Here is a 17,926-nt window from a genome sequence, read left to right as displayed (position 1 = left end):
CCACGGAAAGGGAAGTGGGCAGCCGGAGTGGTGGTCAAGCAGTAGCTATTATTCCATAATAGCTACTAGAGGAAGCGTAAATCTGAGCATTTAGTGATAAGGACTGAGCGAATTTTGCTCCGTTTTTTTTTATTTCAGTTACCCCGCATATCACTCCCACACCTCAAGGAATAAAGTGAAAGCAATATGGATAAGTGGGGATCAACTGTCCGATTGGTTCCAAGGTCTTTAGGTCATCTCCTTGTGGTAGGGAATAAACAAAATACCATGGATTGAATTACTTTATTATAATAACTAATCCATCAAAAGCTTAAGCAAATCTGCGGTAGAAATATTGCTTAAGCTTAAGGGGACATATTGCCATAGTTTTTAGTTACCAGGAGGACGGTTACGTTTATATTTGTTTTGATTCTTCATTTCATTCAATTCTTGTTTACTTTTATTCTTCGTTTTTGTCTTACCTTTAGCCATTTTTTTACCTCCTTTCGAGTTAGTTTGGCTTAGTTAGTTAAAATCATGTGTATCTTTATAGTTGTTTTGCTAGAAGAGGAATTTATCACGTAATTGGCTACGTAAGTTAATTATATGGATGCATAAAGTTAAGCAACACAGCAGTAAAGGAAATTTGCGATTGTGCTTGAAGAATGCTATAATTCAGAAAATGGCTATATATGATATACTAAGTTAAGCATGTTTTGTGCCTAGTATGTAATGGATGCGAATTATTCCTGGACTGCTGTTAAGCCTTTATCCCGCATATAACTGGCAGTAAGCTCCCACTTTAAGCAATAAAGTGCAACCAATATAGAGAAGTGAGGGGTCAACTGCCAGTAAATGTCCTTTTGGTTCAAGGGCCTTTAAGTCATACCCTTGTGCTGCTAACCATCAGTGGAAGCTAAAACAACCCCAACTGATTGAAGTTTCATTTAATAGTTCATCTAAAAAATGTAAGGGTTTTCATTATTTTGGCCTAAGTATGGTAGCTTATTGAACAAGCGCTCAATCATTTGATTGATAAAGATAAAGGCTGTTCCATACTGCCCCAAATATTTAATTGCAAAGGGGAGATCGATCCTTGATGAAACCAGAATTAGATACGGTTGAAAAGTGGATGAATACAAAGCCAACAACAATTGATCCATTAATGGAGGTTCATGAAGCGCTAAAGCTCTTAAGAAATTTGAATGAAACGGAGCTTCCAGTTACTCAAGACGGTCATTTGTTAGGGATTTTACGATTGCAGGATATTATTGTCCTAATGAATGAAAAAGGTGATAAATCTCACCAACAGACAGCAAATGTTATGACGAATTCATTCGTGAGGCTAAACAAAGATACAGTACTACAGGATATTCGTGAATTACCAGGCTATATCGTAAGTGATGAAAGTGGAAAGTTAGAAGGGGTTCTTACAGAGAAAGAATTGCTTTTATATCACAAAGAGTTGACTCAAAAGGTGAAAAAAACAGAGGATTTGATGAAATGGTATGAGCTTATTTTTAATACCGCATACGAGGGGTTAACGGTTGTAGATGAGAATGGGGTTATTCAGTTATTTAATGAGGCGTATAGCCGTTATGTTGGAGTTCCTAAGGATGCAGCAGTTGGTCAACATGCGTCTAACGTAATAGATAATACGAGATTACCTGTTGTATTAAAGACGGGTGTACCAGAGCGTAGTCAGGCACATCGCTTACAAGGTCAGGATTTGGTGGTACATCGTATTCCTATTTGGAAGGATAATAAGATAATCGGAGCAGCAGGAATTCTTGTTTACGAAGGGTTAACGGAAATTCAACAAGTTATCCAACGCATGGAACAATTACATAAACGAGATGAACATAATTATCAGCTCAAGCAAGTAAGTAATTTTTTAGATAGTGCCATAAACTTTGAAGATATACTAGGGGATAGCCCAGCTATTTCTAATGCTAAAAAGATTGCCAGGAAAGCTGCCAGTTCCAAGGCTACCGTGCTTATAACTGGTGAAAGTGGTGTAGGAAAGGAGCAGTTTGCTAAGGCTATACATTATGCTGGAGATACGAAAGCCGGAGATTTTATAAGTGTTAATTGTGCTGCTATTCCTGAGGGGTTAATGGAATCGGAATTATTCGGTTATACAAAAGGAGCATTTACTGGAGCCGATAGAGAAGGAAAAGCTGGAAAATTTGAATTAGCGCATAATGGTACTATTTTTTTAGATGAGATAGGCGATATGCCTTTACGGATGCAAGCTAAAATATTACGAGTTCTTCAAGAGAAAAAGGTAGAGAGGGTGGGAGGAAATCAACCAATCCCCTTAAATTTTCGGTTAATCACTGCTACAAATAAAAACTTAACCCAAATGGTACATGATGGTAAATTTCGAGAAGATTTATACTATAGACTTTATGTAATCCCTATCGATATTCCGCCATTAAGAGAACGGAAAAACGATATTCCTATCATAATAGCCCATAAATTACAGCAATTGGCTAAAGTTTATCAGGCAAATGTAAAAACAATTGATCAACAGTTATTGAAGTTGATGTACAAGTATGACTGGCCTGGAAATATTCGTGAGCTTATGAATATTTTAGAGCGATTATTTGTTTTAACAGATGGAGAACATATTTCATTTAATGCATTACCAGAATTTCTTCATATCGAATTACAGAAAGAAGGTACGCTTGCACCTGTTCAAAGTCTAAAAAAAAGAAGAGAACTTTTAGCTGAAGCTTCAAAGGAAGAACAGGAGTTAATTAAACAAACGTTAGAACAAGTAAAGGGGAACAAATCACAGGCAGCTAAATTATTAGGTGTGTCTCGAGCCACCTTATATAATAAAATTTCCCGATATGCATTAGACAAAAATTATAATACATAGGATCACAGGGGGAGTAGCTGTGATCTTTTGTTATAGACTAAGAAATTATAAAATTTGCCAGGTGGATAAATATGGACGTGTTGAGCTGCGTGCAGTTTCAGCACCCAGATAGTAGGCGACTTCACGAATCGCTCTAAGATAAGTTATCACCGACTCACAAGCTCACCGTGATTCCTTTATCTCCGTTGACTTGCTCCAGTCGCTACGTTTCTAATCGCGCACTTACGCTTTGGTTATATATATTAGTTAAAACTGTTAACCAAGTAGGGAGGACTTAATTGTTAATATGTATGTGCAATTGTATAGACATGTAACACTTTTTGCCATTGTTTTTACAGGTAGACACACTGAAAAAGTTGGCATGGAAATTGCATTGTAGAGGTGAAGGGGGAAAGGTACATGGAAAAAACAGAATCAACACATCACCATCCTATATTTCCACATGAATCGTCTAGTAGCTTCGAAAATCATTCAGATGAGGAAGAACTTTTTGCGAAAACAATTGATAAATTTGTATTAGAACAAGTGAACCCAGATATGGAGAAGCTGGAAGCGCATGATTATAAAGTAGCTAGAGAGCTATTTAAGTATGCTGGTGATTTAGGGTTATTAGGTGCGGATGTTCCTGAAGCTTATGGTGGATTAGCAATGGGCAAACGAACTGCTGGACTTATTGCAGAAAAAATGGGGTTTGCTGGATCATTTAGTGTATCTTTTAATATTCATTCCGGAGTAGGTACCTTGCCATTTGTTTATTACGGAACGGAAAGTCAAAAGCAAAAATACCTTTCTAGAATCATATCGGGTGAATGGGTAGGCGCCTATGCCTTAACGGAACCAAATGCTGGGTCTGATGCTCTTTCGGCGAATACAACAGCTAAAAAGGTAGCAGACACTACAGATTGGGTATTAAATGGAGAGAAACAATGGATAACTAATGCTCATATTGCAGATGTATATGTTGTATTTGCAAATACTGATCAAGGAATGACGGCATTTATTATCGAAAGATCCACACCAGGAGTAACTATTGGTCCAGAGGAAAAAAAGCTTGGAATTAAGGGTTCTTCCACAGCAACGGTTATTTTAGAAGATGTTCGAATTTCTGAAGATCAAGTATTAGGTGAAATTGGAAAAGGACATCATATCGCATTAAATATTCTAAATCTAGCTAGATTAAAACTCTCCTTCGCAAATATTGGAACCTCAAAGCAGGCTTTGAGAATTGCTATTGGCTATGGCAAAGAGCGTAAACAATTCAAGCAATCAATTATACAATTTGGCATGATTCAAGAAAAAATAGCGAATATGGCTATCGCGATATATGGTGCTGAAAGCTCTGCTTATTACACAGCAGATAGAATAGATCGGTTAGACAAGGAAAACGATGAAAGCGTCTTAAAAAATCTCTCGGCATATGCAATGGACTGTTCAGTGAATAAGGTAGCTGCTTCCGAAGTATTAGACTATGTTGTGGATGAGGCTGTACAAATTCATGGCGGCTATGGGTATATGCAAGAGTATGAGGTAGAACGAATTTATCGTGATGCTAGAATCAATCGAATTTTTGAAGGTACTAATGAAATAAACCGTTTGACGATAGCTAAATCATTTCTCAAAAAGTATAGTCAATTCAAGTCAACGATTGAAGAAGAACTCGTGAATGGTTCAAGCAATAATCTGTTTGTATGTTATGCAAGTAAAATAGTAAACATCATTATGAATGCGCTTTCTAATACGTGCGATTTGCGCAATCTAAACCAAGTATATGCTCGCATTTTAGCGGATTGTGTGAAGGAGCTATACGTTATGAAGGGCTCCCATATAAATTCAGAGGTTATTCAAAAGCATCAGCAATTTAGGAAGAAAATGACTGAAATATTATGTGAAGAAAGCTATTATCGATTGGAGAGCAATGCCATCGTACTCATTTCATCTATTTGTTCTGAGGAGGATAAAGAGCAATTAATTAACGAAATTAATGCATTCCCTGTTATGCATACAAATATAATTACAAAGAAACAAGAAATCGCTAATGAAGTTATTGAGAAAAATGGTTATTTCTTGGGGTAACGTAGTAGATAATTCACGTTGAATCTCTGGTTGTACATTCAAAGGGGAGTGAATCTTCTCTATTTTATAAAGAAATGAGGGATATCATGAATAAAATTGGGTTTATCGGTTTAGGTAATATGGGACTACCAATGTCAAAGGGGTTAATAAGATCAGGATTTCATGTAACGGGGTATGATCTAAGTGAAACAGCGGTCCTTAAATTGAAAGAGCAAGGTGGGGAAATAGCCTCATCTATTTCAGAGGTTGTAGCAAGCAGTGAGCTGATTTTTACAAGCCTACCGTCATCAAAAGCAGTAGAAGAAGTCTACTTAGGTGAAGATGGACTTATTGAGTATAGCGATTCGAGTAAATTATTAGTAGATACTAGCACTGTCGCACCTGAACTTAATCAAAAAATTGCGGAGGCTTGCAAGAAAAAAGAAATTCATTTTCTTGCTGCTCCTGTAAGCGGTGGAGTAATTGGAGCAGAGAATCGAACACTTACTGTGATGGTCGGTGGGCCTACAGAAGTTTATAACCTTGTGCTACCTGTACTCGAGGTACTAGGCGAGAATATTTTCCATGTAGATGAGCAAATAGACAGTGGAACAACTGTTAAATTGATTAATAATCTATTAATTGGTTTTTATACCGCAGGAGTTAGTGAAGCTTTGCATATTGCTAATAAGAAAAACATTGATCTAGACGACTTGTTCTCTATGCTAAATGTTAGCTATGGGCAGAGTAGGATCTATGAACGAAATTACCAAACCTTTATTGCTAGCGACGATTACAAACCAGGATTTTCCTTGAAATTGCTTAGAAAAGATTTGGAGTTTGCGATGGATGTTGCTGATGCGAATCAGTTAGATTTACCAATTAGTAAATCATTACTAGAACTATATAAATCGGTTGAAAAAGAAGGATATGGCGAAAAGGATATGGCTGTACTTTACCAACGGGTAAAAGAACAATCAAGGAAGAAGGAGGCAACAAAATGATTTCTTCGGAAGTGAAAGTGATGAAGAATTATATTGGGAATAAGTGGGTGGAATCGAGTGGACGAGAAATGGTTGATATTCCAAATCCTGCAACAGGAGAAACGATAGCACAAGTAGCATTATCTGAAAAAGAAGATGTTGATCGAGCAGTAGCCGCTGCGAAGGAAGCATATGGGCATTGGTCTACTGTTCCAGTACCAAATCGTGCCCGATATTTATTTCAATATCTTCAACTATTAAAAGAACATAAAGCAGAATTAGCTAAGATTATTACGTTAGAAAATGGAAAGTCATTGCGAGACGCTGAAGGAGAGGTTCAGCGTGGGATAGAGGTTGTAGAGTTAGCGACTTCTACACCTAATTTAATGATGGGAGATGCTCTTCCAAGTATTGCAAAAGGGATAGACGGGTCGATTTGGCGTTATCCTCTTGGAGTTGTTGCTGGTATTACCCCATTCAATTTTCCAATGATGGTACCGCTTTGGATGTATCCTTTAGCAATTGCTTGCGGAAATACTTTTGTATTAAAAACGTCAGAACGTACCCCGATCTTGGCTGAACGACTTGTTGATTTATTTTATCAATCTGGTTTTCCAGAAGGGGTGTTGAATCTTGTTCATGGTGCAAAAGATGTAGTTAATGGTTTATTGGACCACCCGGATATCGAAGCAATTTCCTTTGTTGGTTCAGAGCCAGTGGCGAAACATGTGTATCAAACAGGCACAGCCAACGGCAAGCGTGTTCAAGCACTTGCTGGTGCGAAAAATCATGCCGTTGTTATGCCTGACTGTGACTTAGAGAAAACAGTTCAGGGTGTCATTGGTGCCGCATTCGGCAGTAGTGGGGAACGCTGCATGGCTTGTTCTGTTGTAGCAGTTGTTGATGATATAGCAGATGATTTCCTTGATTTGCTTACTTCAGAAACAAAAAAGTTAAAAGCAGGAGATGGAATGGATGAATCAACTTTTGTTGGCCCAGTTATCCGTGAATCGCATAAGGAAAAAGTAATTAGTTATATCGATTCGGGAGTAGAAGAGGGGGCCGACCTGCTCGTGGATGGTCGCTATATTGAAGAAGAAACACCAGATGGTTATTATGTTGGTGCAACGATTTTTGACCACGTGACGCCGAATATGAAAATATGGCAGGATGAAATTTTTGCACCTGTGTTAAGCGTTGTCCGTGTAAAGGATTTAGAAGCTGGAATAGCATTAACGAACCAATCAAAATTTGCGAATGGGGCGGTTATTTATACATCAAGTGGTAAGTATGCACAAATCTTTCGTGAGAAAATAGATGCTGGAATGGTTGGGGTAAATGTGAATGTGCCAGCACCAATGGCTTTCTTTGCCTTTGCAGGAAACAAGGCGTCTTTCTATGGAGATTTAGGAACCAATGGAAAAGACGGGGTACAATTTTATACAAGGAAAAAAGTAGTAACGGAACGGTGGTTTTAAAAATCTAGGCTGTTAGAAAATTTGTTTTGATTCGGCAGCAAACGTTTAGAACCAGCAAAAGCCGAACGATTCGACTGGGTGGTTCCCCCTCAGTAGTTAGATTTTTTACTCTAATTTTCGGGGTTGTACCAAAACGTTTCGAATGATAGTTCGGCTTTTGCATTAACTATTTTATCAAACTACTAATCTTGGTTAATCTATTGTAAAGAATGATTGAACAACCGTTGATGATACATCAGATAATTGTTGATAATGATACTGCGGATTTTTGTCTTTATCAATCACAACGGACCGGACACCTTCGTAAAAATCTTCCGTCTTCAAAAAGTTTTTAGCAAGGATTAAATCTGTCTCCAGGCATTCCTCCAAGGTTTTATTTTGTCCTTTAATAATCTGATTTAAGGTGACTTTAAGGGAAATAGGCGATTTAGTTAACAAGAGTTCTTTGGTACGACTAGCAAATTCACTACCATCTGATTCTAGTGAATTGATAATTTCTTCAACAGTTTCATAAGAGAAATGCTGATCAATTTTAGCTTGCTTAGACGCTAACTCCCCTTCTTGTAAAGAAACTGTTTCACAAGTTTTTAGTAGGTGGTCAAGCCTTGCCATTTTATCTTCCTCTTGATACCAATTCGTTTGCATAATTTGAGTTTCAAGAGAATCTAATTGATCACTGGAAACAGCAGCATCAGCTCCATTGGCATAGAGTATGTCAGTAGCAGTGATAATAGTTGCTGTAAGCGCTAAATACCTTCCGATATAACCGGGAGCTTTATTCAGGAAGTAAGCCGCACCGACATCTGGGAAGAAACTTATATTCATTTCAGGCATTGCCCATTTGCTACGCTCAGTTACAACACGGTGGCTAGCCCCATAGGAAAGTCCTACTCCGCCACCCATAACAATACCGTCTAGAATAGCTAGTATTGGTTTGGAGAAACTAGCAACTAATTGATCGGTTAGGTATTCTTCTGTAAAGAATGTAATCGCTTGTTCATAGCTTTCTTGATTATTCTTGGCTTGATATAATGTTTTAATATCTCCACCAGCACAGAATCCCTTTGGACCTGCTCCCTTCAGAATTACAATACAAATAGTGTCATCTTGCTCCCATGCCGTTAATTTTTTACGAATTGGAACGAGCATTTCATAGTTTAGTGAATTAATAGCTTTTGGGCGGTTTAATGTAATCGTTGCAACGCCATTATGATTTGTTGAAAATAATACTTCTTCTTCCACGCTAACAATCTCCTTTGCTCGATTATTTATGATGAAAGGAAGGTTTCCGTTTTTCAACGAAAGCCTGTACACCTTCTTTGGCATCTTCTGTTAGAAACAGCTCTGCAAATTTTTGCTTTTCTCTTTTTAATCCTTCTTCAAATGGTTCATGAATACCTTTTACAATACTTTGTATTGCTCTAGTAACACTTGCCATACTATTTCCTTCAGTAAAGGAATTTGCAATTGTTAAAGCAGTAGACATCAGTTCTTCCGCAGAAACAGTTACTTGGATAAGACCATGTTTAACAGCCTCTTGACTAGCTATATGTTTTCCGGAAAGAATTAAGTCTAGTGCAGTAGCCATATTTGTAATTCTAGCAAGTCGTTGTGTTCCTCCGAATGATGGTATTAATCCTAATTTTACTTCTGGTAGCCCGAGTTTTGCTTCATTAACGGCAATGCGAAAATGACAGCCCATTGCTAATTCTAAACCTCCACCAAGTGCTGGCCCATTAATGGCAGCAATTACCGGCTTTTTTAGTTGCTCGATGTCATTACAAAGTTGTTGACCTAACTCTGACATCTGTATTCCTCTGTCGTAATCTCCCATAGCAGGTACAAATTCTTTGATATCTGCACCGGCAGCAAAAAATTTACCAGAACCAGTTAAAATGACAGCGTGTACATTTTCTGCATCGGCTAATTGCTTAAAAGCTGATCGTAATTCTCCAATAGTTGTAGTAGATAATGCGTTAGCCGGTGGATTATTCAGCTCTACCACGGCTATATTGCTGTTATAAGTTATTTTAATGTACTTGAATTCCATCGTAAATACCCCCTATATTTCATTTCCCTTTCATAATTATGTAGCAAAAAGTATGCCAATTTATAAGTAGCAAAGAAAAGGGGAAACGAATTTGCAAACTGTATACATGTATATACATGTATACAAAAGATGTAGTCTTACACAAGATTTTAACGTACTTCCGAAAGAAGTCTCCATCTTCAAGCTTGTGAAGGGCGTAGCCCAACGGTAAGGGGGAGATGAATTTCGGTTGGGCGACATCCCAAAGGCTTTTTTTCCTTTTTGCTCAACATGGTATAATCAGTCTTATAAAGTATAAGGATTGATATAAAAATGAAATTAGACAGTAATAATCATTCAGTGTTCTTGATGTATTACCATCTTGTGTTTGTTGTGAAGTATCGAAGGAAAGTAATAGATGATACCATTTTCAGACTATGCTAAAGATCAGTTTGTGTCGTTGAGTGGAAAATATAATATCACATTAGTCGAATGGAACCACGATATTGACCATATTCATATTTTGTTCAGAGCACAACCCAACAGTGAATGATCGAAATTCATCAATGCCTATAAAAGTGCCAGTCCAAGACTTATCAAGAGGGATTTTCCTCATGTTCGTAAAAAGTTATGGAAAGAAATGTTTTGGTCAAGAAGTTTTTGTTTGTTGACGACTGCGGTTCGCCTATTGAAGTAGTAAAAAAATAGATTGAAAATCAAAGGATAAAGTGAGGTGATTTGATATGGCTAAACAAAATAAAGCGTACAAGTTTAGAGTGTATCCAACAGATGAACAGGCTTTGGTTATACGTAAAACCTTCGGTTGCGTTCGCTTTGTCTATAACAAAATGTTAGCAGAACGAAAAGAAACGTATGAAAACCTAAAAGATGATAAAGAAGCATGGAAAAAGGTAAAACATCCTACTCCTGCCAATTACAAAAAAGAATACCAATGGCTAAAAGAAGTCGATTCATTAGCGTTGGCAAACGCTCAACTAAATTTAGATAAGGCATATAAAGCCTTCTTCAAAGGGAATGCCAGGTTCCCAAAATTCAAAAGCAAACGCCATAAACAAAGCTACACAACGAATGTCGTCAATGGAAATATTCAGTTGTTGGATGGTCATATCAAATTACCTAAATTAAAAATGGTCAAAATCAAGCAACATCGAGCAATTCCTTCGGAGTATACTATTAAATCTTGTACCTTGTCTATGACTTCATCAGGAAAATACTATATTTCTATTCTTACAGAGTACGAGAAGGAAATAAAAAGGAAGGAAATTGAAAAAGTTGTTGGCTTAGATTTTTCAATGGATGGGGAATGTTCACTTCTTTCTTACAGTACAAACTAAAAGAACAAGGGAAACAACTTATCAAAATTGATAAATGGTTCCCATCTACCAAAACTTGTTCGAGTTGCGGAAATACCCAACCAATGCCTATAGAAATTAGAACATACGCTTGTTCGTGTGGGCTAAATCTCGATAGAGATTATAATTCAGCGCTTAATATCAAAAAAGAAGGCATTCGCTTATTAGCAAGTGCCTAATGAAAATATAAACTCTTGGAACAAGAGGGTTAGCTTGGTCCATTTCGTCAGCTACCAAAAGTGGCGATTACCCAAGAAGCCCCACTTCAAGCAACCCGTAAGGGTGGTAAGTGGTGGGAGTAGTTCACAAATAAGATGGTAAGCTAATGCTCTACAGTTATAGGTAAGGTTTTTCCGCGTAGAGAGAGCTTTTATAATCATAAGTTTAAAACAATAACTGATAATCGAAGGGGGATAAGATGACAATTTTAAGAGGAACTAGAATATCAGGGGCGAACAAACGAGCAATTTATACGATGAAAAATAGTTTGTTTAACCATAATAAATATCTATGAAAGAGGTATGATAAAAAGGATAATAGGACAAGGTTAGAAATTAAAGAAAACCCGAACTACTATCCGAGTATGAATATTCGGATAGTAGTTCGGAGGTTTATTTCATATTCCAATGAAAAGACAAAATTGTTATTCGACTATTATGTCTCTATACCAAATTAGTTTTGCACTTTATCTACGATCCTGTAATTTTCATGAGCCACTACCGTATTAGGAAAGCTATGACTAATTTTTTGCAAATTACTTGACGACGAAATATCAACGATAATGCTCCGTTTACAACTTGATGGTAATACTTGTCCCTTAAGAATATAGTTATCTTTTACAAACTCAATAACATCTCCTGGTTTTGCCTTTTTTTTATCTGGTTTAAACATAATTATTCCTCCATTCATTAGATGAAAGCTGCTATTTAAAAAGTCTTGCGAAAGAATCCTTCTTCATTTCGTACTTCTCTCCGGGAGTTAGTTCATATTTTAATCGCTCAATCTGTTGTTTGAGTTTATTAATTTCTTCTGACTGTTGTTCTGCGATTTTTGCTCGCCTAGCTTGTTCTTCTTGTAAAGCTAGTATCGACTTCTCTTGGTTTGCAACATTGGATACTGTCAGTCCAATTGTTTGCATAACTGTCAAGATGTTTTCTTTGTAGCTTCCTTGATCAAATGCTTGCTGTACATCTTCAATGGTGCTTTCTACCCTAATTGGAAAGCTTCTATCTGCTAATCTTTTTTCAATGTCAGTTTTATTATATTGCTGGTACTTGCATTTTTTTATGAATTTCAAAACGTCAATTGCTTCCGGAAGATAATACATGTCATCTTGCTGCTGTGTCTTTGGTACGTACATGTTAAATTCCTCAATCCAGGTTGATGTAGTGTGCTTTGGAACACCGACAATGTGAGACAACCCATTTAGACTAAGCAATTCCATTGTTTTTCACCGTCTTTCTAATATAATCAAAATAGTTAGTTGGCTGTGCTTAGATGGAAGCACACTACTAATAGTAAACAAAGAAGATGGAATGAGTATGTGATAAATGTGGAATAATTGAGGAAAAATGAAAAGCTAAAATGTGGTCCGATAAAGAGGCTGAGACAAAACAATGAAGAAACAATAAAAAACGAACGCTAATTAGTTTAAACTAATTATCTTTTCGCTTTTTGATTATAATCATTCATTTAGCACCTGAAATAAGCGAGACTCCGGCAGGAACAGCACGAGTCCGAAGCTCCTCCTATTGATAACATGATTATTCGTATTTTGAGTAAAGAAGTTGTGTTTTGTCCCAGCCTCAAAATCAATCAACTATTGATTCAATTCATCAATGCATGCTTGAACTAATGTAACTCCTTGGCTCATTGAAGGACCACCACCAAAAGCAGCAGCTACACAAATCGCATCGAGAATTTCATCTTCTGTGCAACCTTGGTCTAAGCAACCTTTAGTATGATAAATAATACAATATTCATCTTGGGCATGGATGCTAATACCTAGCGCCATTAATTGCTTCATTTTTTTAGATAATGCACCTTCTGAGAAGCATGCTTCTGTAAAGGATGTATACGTCTTCGTAAATTCAGGCATTTTTTCGGTGAATTTCCCAACACCTTCTTTGTATTCAATTAATTTAGTCTTAATAGAATCCATTCTCTCCAACTCCATTTCGTTAGATTTAATCATGATGGTAGTATGAGCCAAATACGTAAAGATAAACCAAAATATAATGAAAGGAAGAAACTTCCTTCTACTTCGATCTAGTTGCTCAATTAATGCTGAAAGAATAAATGCAGTGATGATATTATAACGATTGGTTCGCTCTTTATATAAGCTATTTTATTGAACAGACCCCTCATTTAGGTTAGTATTCATTTGACTTTCACTGAATTTTTATAATATACTTTATTCAACAAAGTTGAATGAAATGAAACTTGGTCTAATATAGATATAATGAATGATCTTTTAACCTATAATTATGAAAGCGCATACTTTTCGTGCACTGAAATGATCAGGATGGCATACAGTGATAATAATAACCTTATCGTAAGTAGGTTCTATAAAAATCCATTTAAAAATTGGAGGGGGAAGCATGTGTCAGTATCCTAAACATGTCCAGTTAAAAGAGGTTGGTCCTAGGGACGGATTGCAAAATGAAAATGTATTTATTGATACCGATGATAAGATAAAATGGATCAACATGCTATCTGAATCTGGTGTGAAGGAAATAGAATATTCATCCTTTGTACATCCTAAGTGGATTCCTGCCTTGGCAGATGCGCGTGACGTTGGAAGAAGGATAAAGCGAAATCCAAATGTGTCCTACTCTGCACTAGTTCCTAATTTAAAAGGTTTAGAGCATGCGCTGGAAACAGGAATTGATGCAGCTTCCGTCTTTATGTCAGCTAGCGAAACACATAATCAAAAGAATATTAATAAATCAATAGATGAAACCTACCCAGTCTTGAAAAAAGTTATTCAAGAGGCAAAGACTGCTGGGAAATTCGTAACCGGTTATATATCTACCGTTTTTGATTGTCCATATGAAGGAAGAATTTCTCCAGAACAAGCGGTCGCAGTTTGTGATCAATTATTTGATTATGGTGTTGATTCGATTTCGTTAGGAGATACGATTGGCTCTGCAGTTCCAAGTCAAGTAGAAGCATTATTAGATCACGTCTTATCTCGTTATTCTCAAGAAAAAATTATTATGCACTTTCATGATACTAGAGGAATGGCAATCGCAAATATCATGACATCAATCCAATATGGAATTACTCGCTTTGATAGCTCTGTTGGTGGATTAGGGGGTTGTCCGTATGCAAAAGGCGCAGCTGGTAATGTCGCTACGAATGATGTCCTTTATTTGCTACATGGGTTAGGAATTGAAACTGGAATAAAAGAAGAAAAAATTCAACAAGCAGCTTTATATATTCAAGATAAATTAGGCAAGAGACTTCCTAGTAAAGCACTCGCTTACCAATTGAGTAATTTCAAGAAGACCGTGTAAAGCAAGAACAAGGGCAAAACAAAAGAAATTCTGATAACTACTATAACACTAATAAAATATTCTTGAATAGTAGTTTGGAGTTTTATCGTGAAATGGTAAACATTCCTATCGAGATAAAATCGTTAGTCAATCTGAACAAAACATATGAGTGGTTCTGAAGCTTCACGTTGCTAAATAAAATATGAGTAGCAGTGTTAGCTGAGCCCACAAAAGAACCCTATAACTTAAATTGTGATGAAAGAAAAATTTATGGCGCATATAACTGGCAGTAATACCCCCACTTCAGCAATAAAGTGAAATCAATAGTGGTAAGTGGGGGATAAACAAACACACTTTCACTTAATCGCCTTTCGATATTTAAATTCGCCCCCCTATGATATTTTATTTAGGTTTATTTGCTTACTAACGATACTAGACCCTTACCTCCTATGACCTCACTGGTTGTCACAGTCTTGATCCGAGTCATTTCCTTTGTGTTGGTTAGAACTAAAGGAATGATCGTACTACTTGCTTGTTCCTCAACTATATCAAAATCGATTAACTTACCTCCAGCGGAAACATTATCACCTTCTTTCACATAGAAAGTGAATCCTTTCCCCTTTAGTTGAACTGCTTCTAGACCAATATGAATCAATAGTTCAACACCGTTATCTGTACGCATCCCAAGAGCATGCTTAGTAAGGAAGACCTGAATGATTCTCCCATTAACTGGAGATAAAATAATTCCATTTTTTTTGGGTTAAAAGCAATCCCATCACCCATTATTTTTCGGGAAATACAGGATCAGGTACTTCTTCTAAACCAATTACATTTCCGTCTACCGGTGCATAAAGATTGATATTTTGAGGCGCTACTTTATTCTTACAGTTTTTTTAACAGTGTTTTCCCCATCCTTGCTTAAGTTATCGTAAAAAATAGTGTTTAGGTACTTGACCTTCTTTCAATTCTACTATACTATGTTTATATAAATAATGCAAACGTTTGCACTAATGATGCATGGAGCATTTCAGTTCAGATCAGTATGTATAATTACTATATTCATGGAATGAAAGTGTTTACATTCATCTCCTTTGCTATCTTTTTATAAGGAAAATGAATAGGTTTATTTACGAAAACGTTTGCATCAAAATTGGGATGCTAAAGAAATTTGAGGAGGGAAAACAGCATGAAGAACATGTTTTCATTTGATTTCTGGCAAAAGCTTGGAAAAGCATTGTTAGTCGTTGTTGCGGTTATGCCTGCTGCTGGAATCATGATTTCATTAGGGAAAGTAATCGGCATGACAATGAACGATTTTTCATTTTTGCTAGTGATTGGCCGAGTAATGGAAGATATCGGGTGGGCAATTATTAATAACTTGCATATTTTATTTGCGGTAGCCATTGGTGGCTCATGGGCTAAGGAAAAAGCTGGCGGAGCCTTTGCAGCATTACTAGCGTTTATTTTGATAAACCGAATTACTGGTGTGGTATTTGGAGTAACTAGTGATATGTTCACTGAACCCAGAGCAACAGTAAATTCTTTATTTGGAAGTGAATTAATCATTGATAATTATTTTACTTCTATATTAGGTGCACCCGCGCTTAATATGGGAGTATTTATTGGGATTATTTCTGGATTTGTAGGTGCAACGATTTATAACAAATATTATAATTTCAACCGCTTACCACAAGCTCTCTCATTCTTTAATGGAAAACGCTTTGTACCCTTTGTCGTTATTCTTTGGTCTGTAATTATTGCACTCATTATGTCTGTTTTATGGCCATTTATTCAGGGGGTAATTAATGAATTTGGTATCTGGTTGGCGAATTCAAAGGATTCAGCACCATTTCTAGCACCTTTCGCTTTTGGAATGCTGGAGCGTTTGCTTTTACCGTTTGGATTACATCATATGTTGACAGTACCGATTAATTATACAGAGCTAGGTGGAACCTACACGATTATGACAGGTGCATCTGTAGGAGAAGTAGTTGCAGGTCAGGATCCACTTTGGCTTGCTTGGGTTTCAGATTTAGTAAACCTGCAAGCAGCTGGAGATATGCAAGCATACAACAGTTTATTACAAGAAGTGACACCGGCAAGGTTTAAGATGGGGCAAATGATTTTATCAAGTGCCGTTTTAATTGGTGCTGCACTTGCAATGTATCGTAATGTGGATAAAGATAAGCTAACAAAATATAAATCAATGTTTTTCTCTGCAGGACTAGCTGTATTTATTACTGGTGTAACGGAGCCGATTGAATTCATGTTTATGTTCGCAGCACCTTTATTGTATTTTGTATATGCGGTAATTGCTGGTTTAAGCTTTGCGATGGTTGATTTAATTGATTTGAGACTACACTCGTTTGGACTAGTTGAATTAGCCACACGACTACCGATGGCAATAAACGCTGGTCTTGTTGGAGATATCATTAACTTTGTCATTACCTGTATCGTTTTCTTTGTAATTAGCTATTTCTTATTTAACTTTATTATTCAGAAGATGAATCTTCCCACTCCTGGACGTGCTGGAAATTACTCAGATGATGATACGACTGTTGAAAAAGATAAGGAAAAACAAAATTCTTCTATTCATAAATCAGCTGGAGATAACGAAATTGCAGAAATTATTCGGTTGCTTGGTGGTCAGGAAAATATTCTCGAAGTTGATGCATGTATGACTAGATTACGTGTATCGGTTAAGGATGTAGCTGATGTAGCGTCAGAAACGGATTGGAAAAAGACTGGAGCTATGGGGCTAGTGAAAAAAGATTCAGGCGTTCAAGCAATATATGGTCCAAAAGCCGACGTTCTAAAGTCAAAAGTACAGGATTATTTGGAGGATAACCAATGAAGCTATTGACACTTAACTGTCATTCTTGGCAGGAGGCGGATCAATGGAAAAAGCTGGACATACTTGCCGCTGTAATTCATGAGCAATCCTATGATGTAGTCGCTTTACAGGAAGTAAGTCAATCGATCACTGCAGAAATGGTTAAAGGTAAGTTAAAAGCTAATAATTTCGGGTTTTTGCTTGTGCAAAAGCTGAAGGAATTAGGATCGATGTATGACTATGAATGGGATATTTCACATATTGGTTATGAGTGTTTCGAGGAAGGGGTAGCTTTGTTAACAAAGCACCCTGTTCTCCAGCGTGAATCATTCTTTGTCAGTTGCAGTCAAGATACATCTTATTGGAAAACACGTAAAGTAGTTGGAATGACGGTTAATTATAAAGGTATATCAACTGCATTTTACGCTTGTCATTTAGGCTGGTGGCAGGATGAAGAGGAGCCTTTTCGTTCCCAAATGGATCGGTTAGTTGCACGAATTAATCAAGAAAGACCACATTTTTTAATGGGTGACTTTAATAATCCGGCGGGGATTGCTGGTGAAGGGTATGATTATGTTCAGGACTTTGGCTATTTTGATACGTATCAACTAGCTAAACATAAGGATTCTGGTGTAACGGTTCTAGGTGAGATTGCAGGCTGGGAAAATCATTCAGATAAGAAGCGAATTGATTTTATTTTTTCCTCTAAAAAGGTAGAAATTCTTACGTCGAGAGTTATTTTGAATGGTATTAATAAACCAGTGGTATCCGATCATTTTGCAATCGAGGTCAATGTAGCTGATTGGTAGACTACA

13 protein-coding genes and 2 pseudogenes are annotated in these 17,926 nt (G+C 36.8%); 9 read left to right on the top strand and 6 right to left on the bottom strand.

What is annotated here, in order from left to right; translation table 11 throughout:
• The first annotated feature begins 1,078 nt into the window (after positions 1 to 1,078).
• The 4 genes from RVS70_RS13775 (at position 1,079) to RVS70_RS13760 (ending at position 7,379) form a co-directional block, all read left to right on the top strand.
• Positions 1,079 to 2,866: a sigma-54-dependent Fis family transcriptional regulator gene (locus RVS70_RS13775; RefSeq protein ID WP_226983669.1), complete on the top strand. Its 1,788-nt coding sequence runs from the start codon at positions 1,079 to 1,081 to the stop codon at positions 2,864 to 2,866.
• A gap of 399 nt (positions 2,867 to 3,265) precedes the next feature.
• Positions 3,266 to 4,939, top strand: coding sequence for an acyl-CoA dehydrogenase family protein (locus RVS70_RS13770; RefSeq protein ID WP_321133715.1), 1,674 nt, complete (start codon positions 3,266 to 3,268; stop codon positions 4,937 to 4,939).
• 86 nt (positions 4,940 to 5,025) lie between these two features.
• A complete protein-coding gene (locus RVS70_RS13765) occupies positions 5,026 to 5,922 on the top strand; it encodes an NAD(P)-dependent oxidoreductase (RefSeq protein ID WP_026682951.1) in 897 nt (298 codons plus the stop codon).
• Positions 5,919 to 7,379, top strand: a complete 1,461-nt coding sequence (locus RVS70_RS13760) for a CoA-acylating methylmalonate-semialdehyde dehydrogenase (RefSeq protein WP_026682950.1) — start codon at positions 5,919 to 5,921, stop codon at positions 7,377 to 7,379. Before RVS70_RS13765 ends, RVS70_RS13760 begins: the two co-directional genes overlap by 4 nt.
• Positions 7,380 to 7,571: 192 nt before the next feature.
• Here the strand turns inward: RVS70_RS13760 and RVS70_RS13755 are convergent, their stop codons facing one another.
• Together RVS70_RS13755 and RVS70_RS13750 are read right to left on the bottom strand one after the other, a co-directional pair.
• Complete coding sequence (locus tag RVS70_RS13755) at positions 7,572 to 8,621, bottom strand: enoyl-CoA hydratase/isomerase family protein (RefSeq protein WP_321133713.1); 1,050 nt, start codon at positions 8,619 to 8,621, stop codon at positions 7,572 to 7,574.
• 22 nt (positions 8,622 to 8,643) lie between these two features.
• Entirely contained in the window at positions 8,644 to 9,429 is a 786-nt protein-coding gene (locus tag RVS70_RS13750) for an enoyl-CoA hydratase-related protein (RefSeq protein WP_026682948.1), read from the bottom strand.
• Between the two features lie 312 nt (positions 9,430 to 9,741).
• Between RVS70_RS13750 and tnpA the strand changes: the two are divergent.
• Positions 9,742 to 10,116 (top strand): annotated as a pseudogene (tnpA, locus tag RVS70_RS13745) (IS200/IS605 family transposase).
• A gap of 35 nt (positions 10,117 to 10,151) precedes the next feature.
• Positions 10,152 to 10,960 (top strand): annotated as a pseudogene (locus RVS70_RS13740) (RNA-guided endonuclease TnpB family protein).
• A gap of 493 nt (positions 10,961 to 11,453) precedes the next feature.
• Here the strand turns inward: RVS70_RS13740 and RVS70_RS13735 are convergent.
• From RVS70_RS13735 to RVS70_RS13725, 3 genes are all read right to left on the bottom strand, one after another.
• Positions 11,454 to 11,672 (bottom strand): DUF2187 family protein, encoded by a 219-nt coding sequence (locus RVS70_RS13735; RefSeq protein WP_026679800.1) that lies wholly within the window; start codon positions 11,670 to 11,672, stop codon positions 11,454 to 11,456.
• Between the two features lie 31 nt (positions 11,673 to 11,703).
• Entirely contained in the window at positions 11,704 to 12,225 is a 522-nt protein-coding gene (locus tag RVS70_RS13730) for a MerR family transcriptional regulator (RefSeq protein WP_321133710.1), read from the bottom strand.
• Positions 12,226 to 12,600: 375 nt separating this feature from the next.
• A complete protein-coding gene (locus RVS70_RS13725; RefSeq protein ID WP_321133720.1) occupies positions 12,601 to 12,957 on the bottom strand; it encodes a carboxymuconolactone decarboxylase family protein in 357 nt (118 codons plus the stop codon).
• A gap of 424 nt (positions 12,958 to 13,381) precedes the next feature.
• Between RVS70_RS13725 and RVS70_RS13720 the strand changes: the two genes are divergently transcribed.
• Complete coding sequence (locus RVS70_RS13720) at positions 13,382 to 14,299, top strand: hydroxymethylglutaryl-CoA lyase (protein ID WP_321133709.1); 918 nt, start codon at positions 13,382 to 13,384, stop codon at positions 14,297 to 14,299.
• Positions 14,300 to 14,690: 391 nt separating this feature from the next.
• On the opposite strand, the gene RVS70_RS13715 is transcribed toward RVS70_RS13720, so the two are convergent.
• Positions 14,691 to 14,993, bottom strand: coding sequence for a PTS glucose transporter subunit IIA (locus RVS70_RS13715; protein WP_240455838.1), 303 nt, complete (start codon positions 14,991 to 14,993; stop codon positions 14,691 to 14,693).
• 471 nt (positions 14,994 to 15,464) lie between these two features.
• On the opposite strand from RVS70_RS13715, the gene RVS70_RS13710 reads away from it, so the two are divergent.
• Both RVS70_RS13710 and RVS70_RS13705 read left to right on the top strand, forming a co-directional pair.
• Positions 15,465 to 17,132, top strand: coding sequence for a PTS transporter subunit IIBC (locus tag RVS70_RS13710; RefSeq protein ID WP_026679804.1), 1,668 nt, complete (start codon positions 15,465 to 15,467; stop codon positions 17,130 to 17,132).
• On the top strand, positions 17,129 to 17,920 hold the full coding sequence (locus tag RVS70_RS13705; protein ID WP_026679805.1) for an endonuclease/exonuclease/phosphatase family protein: 792 nt from the start codon (positions 17,129 to 17,131) through the stop codon (positions 17,918 to 17,920). Before RVS70_RS13710 ends, RVS70_RS13705 begins: the two co-directional genes overlap by 4 nt.
• Positions 17,921 to 17,926: the final 6 nt, after the last annotated feature.

It is taken from the genome of Virgibacillus sp. M23, assembly GCF_034190895.1.
In the GTDB taxonomy this organism is placed as follows: Bacteria; Bacillota; Bacilli; order Bacillales; family Amphibacillaceae; genus Virgibacillus; species Virgibacillus salarius.
This window is presented reverse-complemented; position numbering and strand designations above follow the sequence as displayed.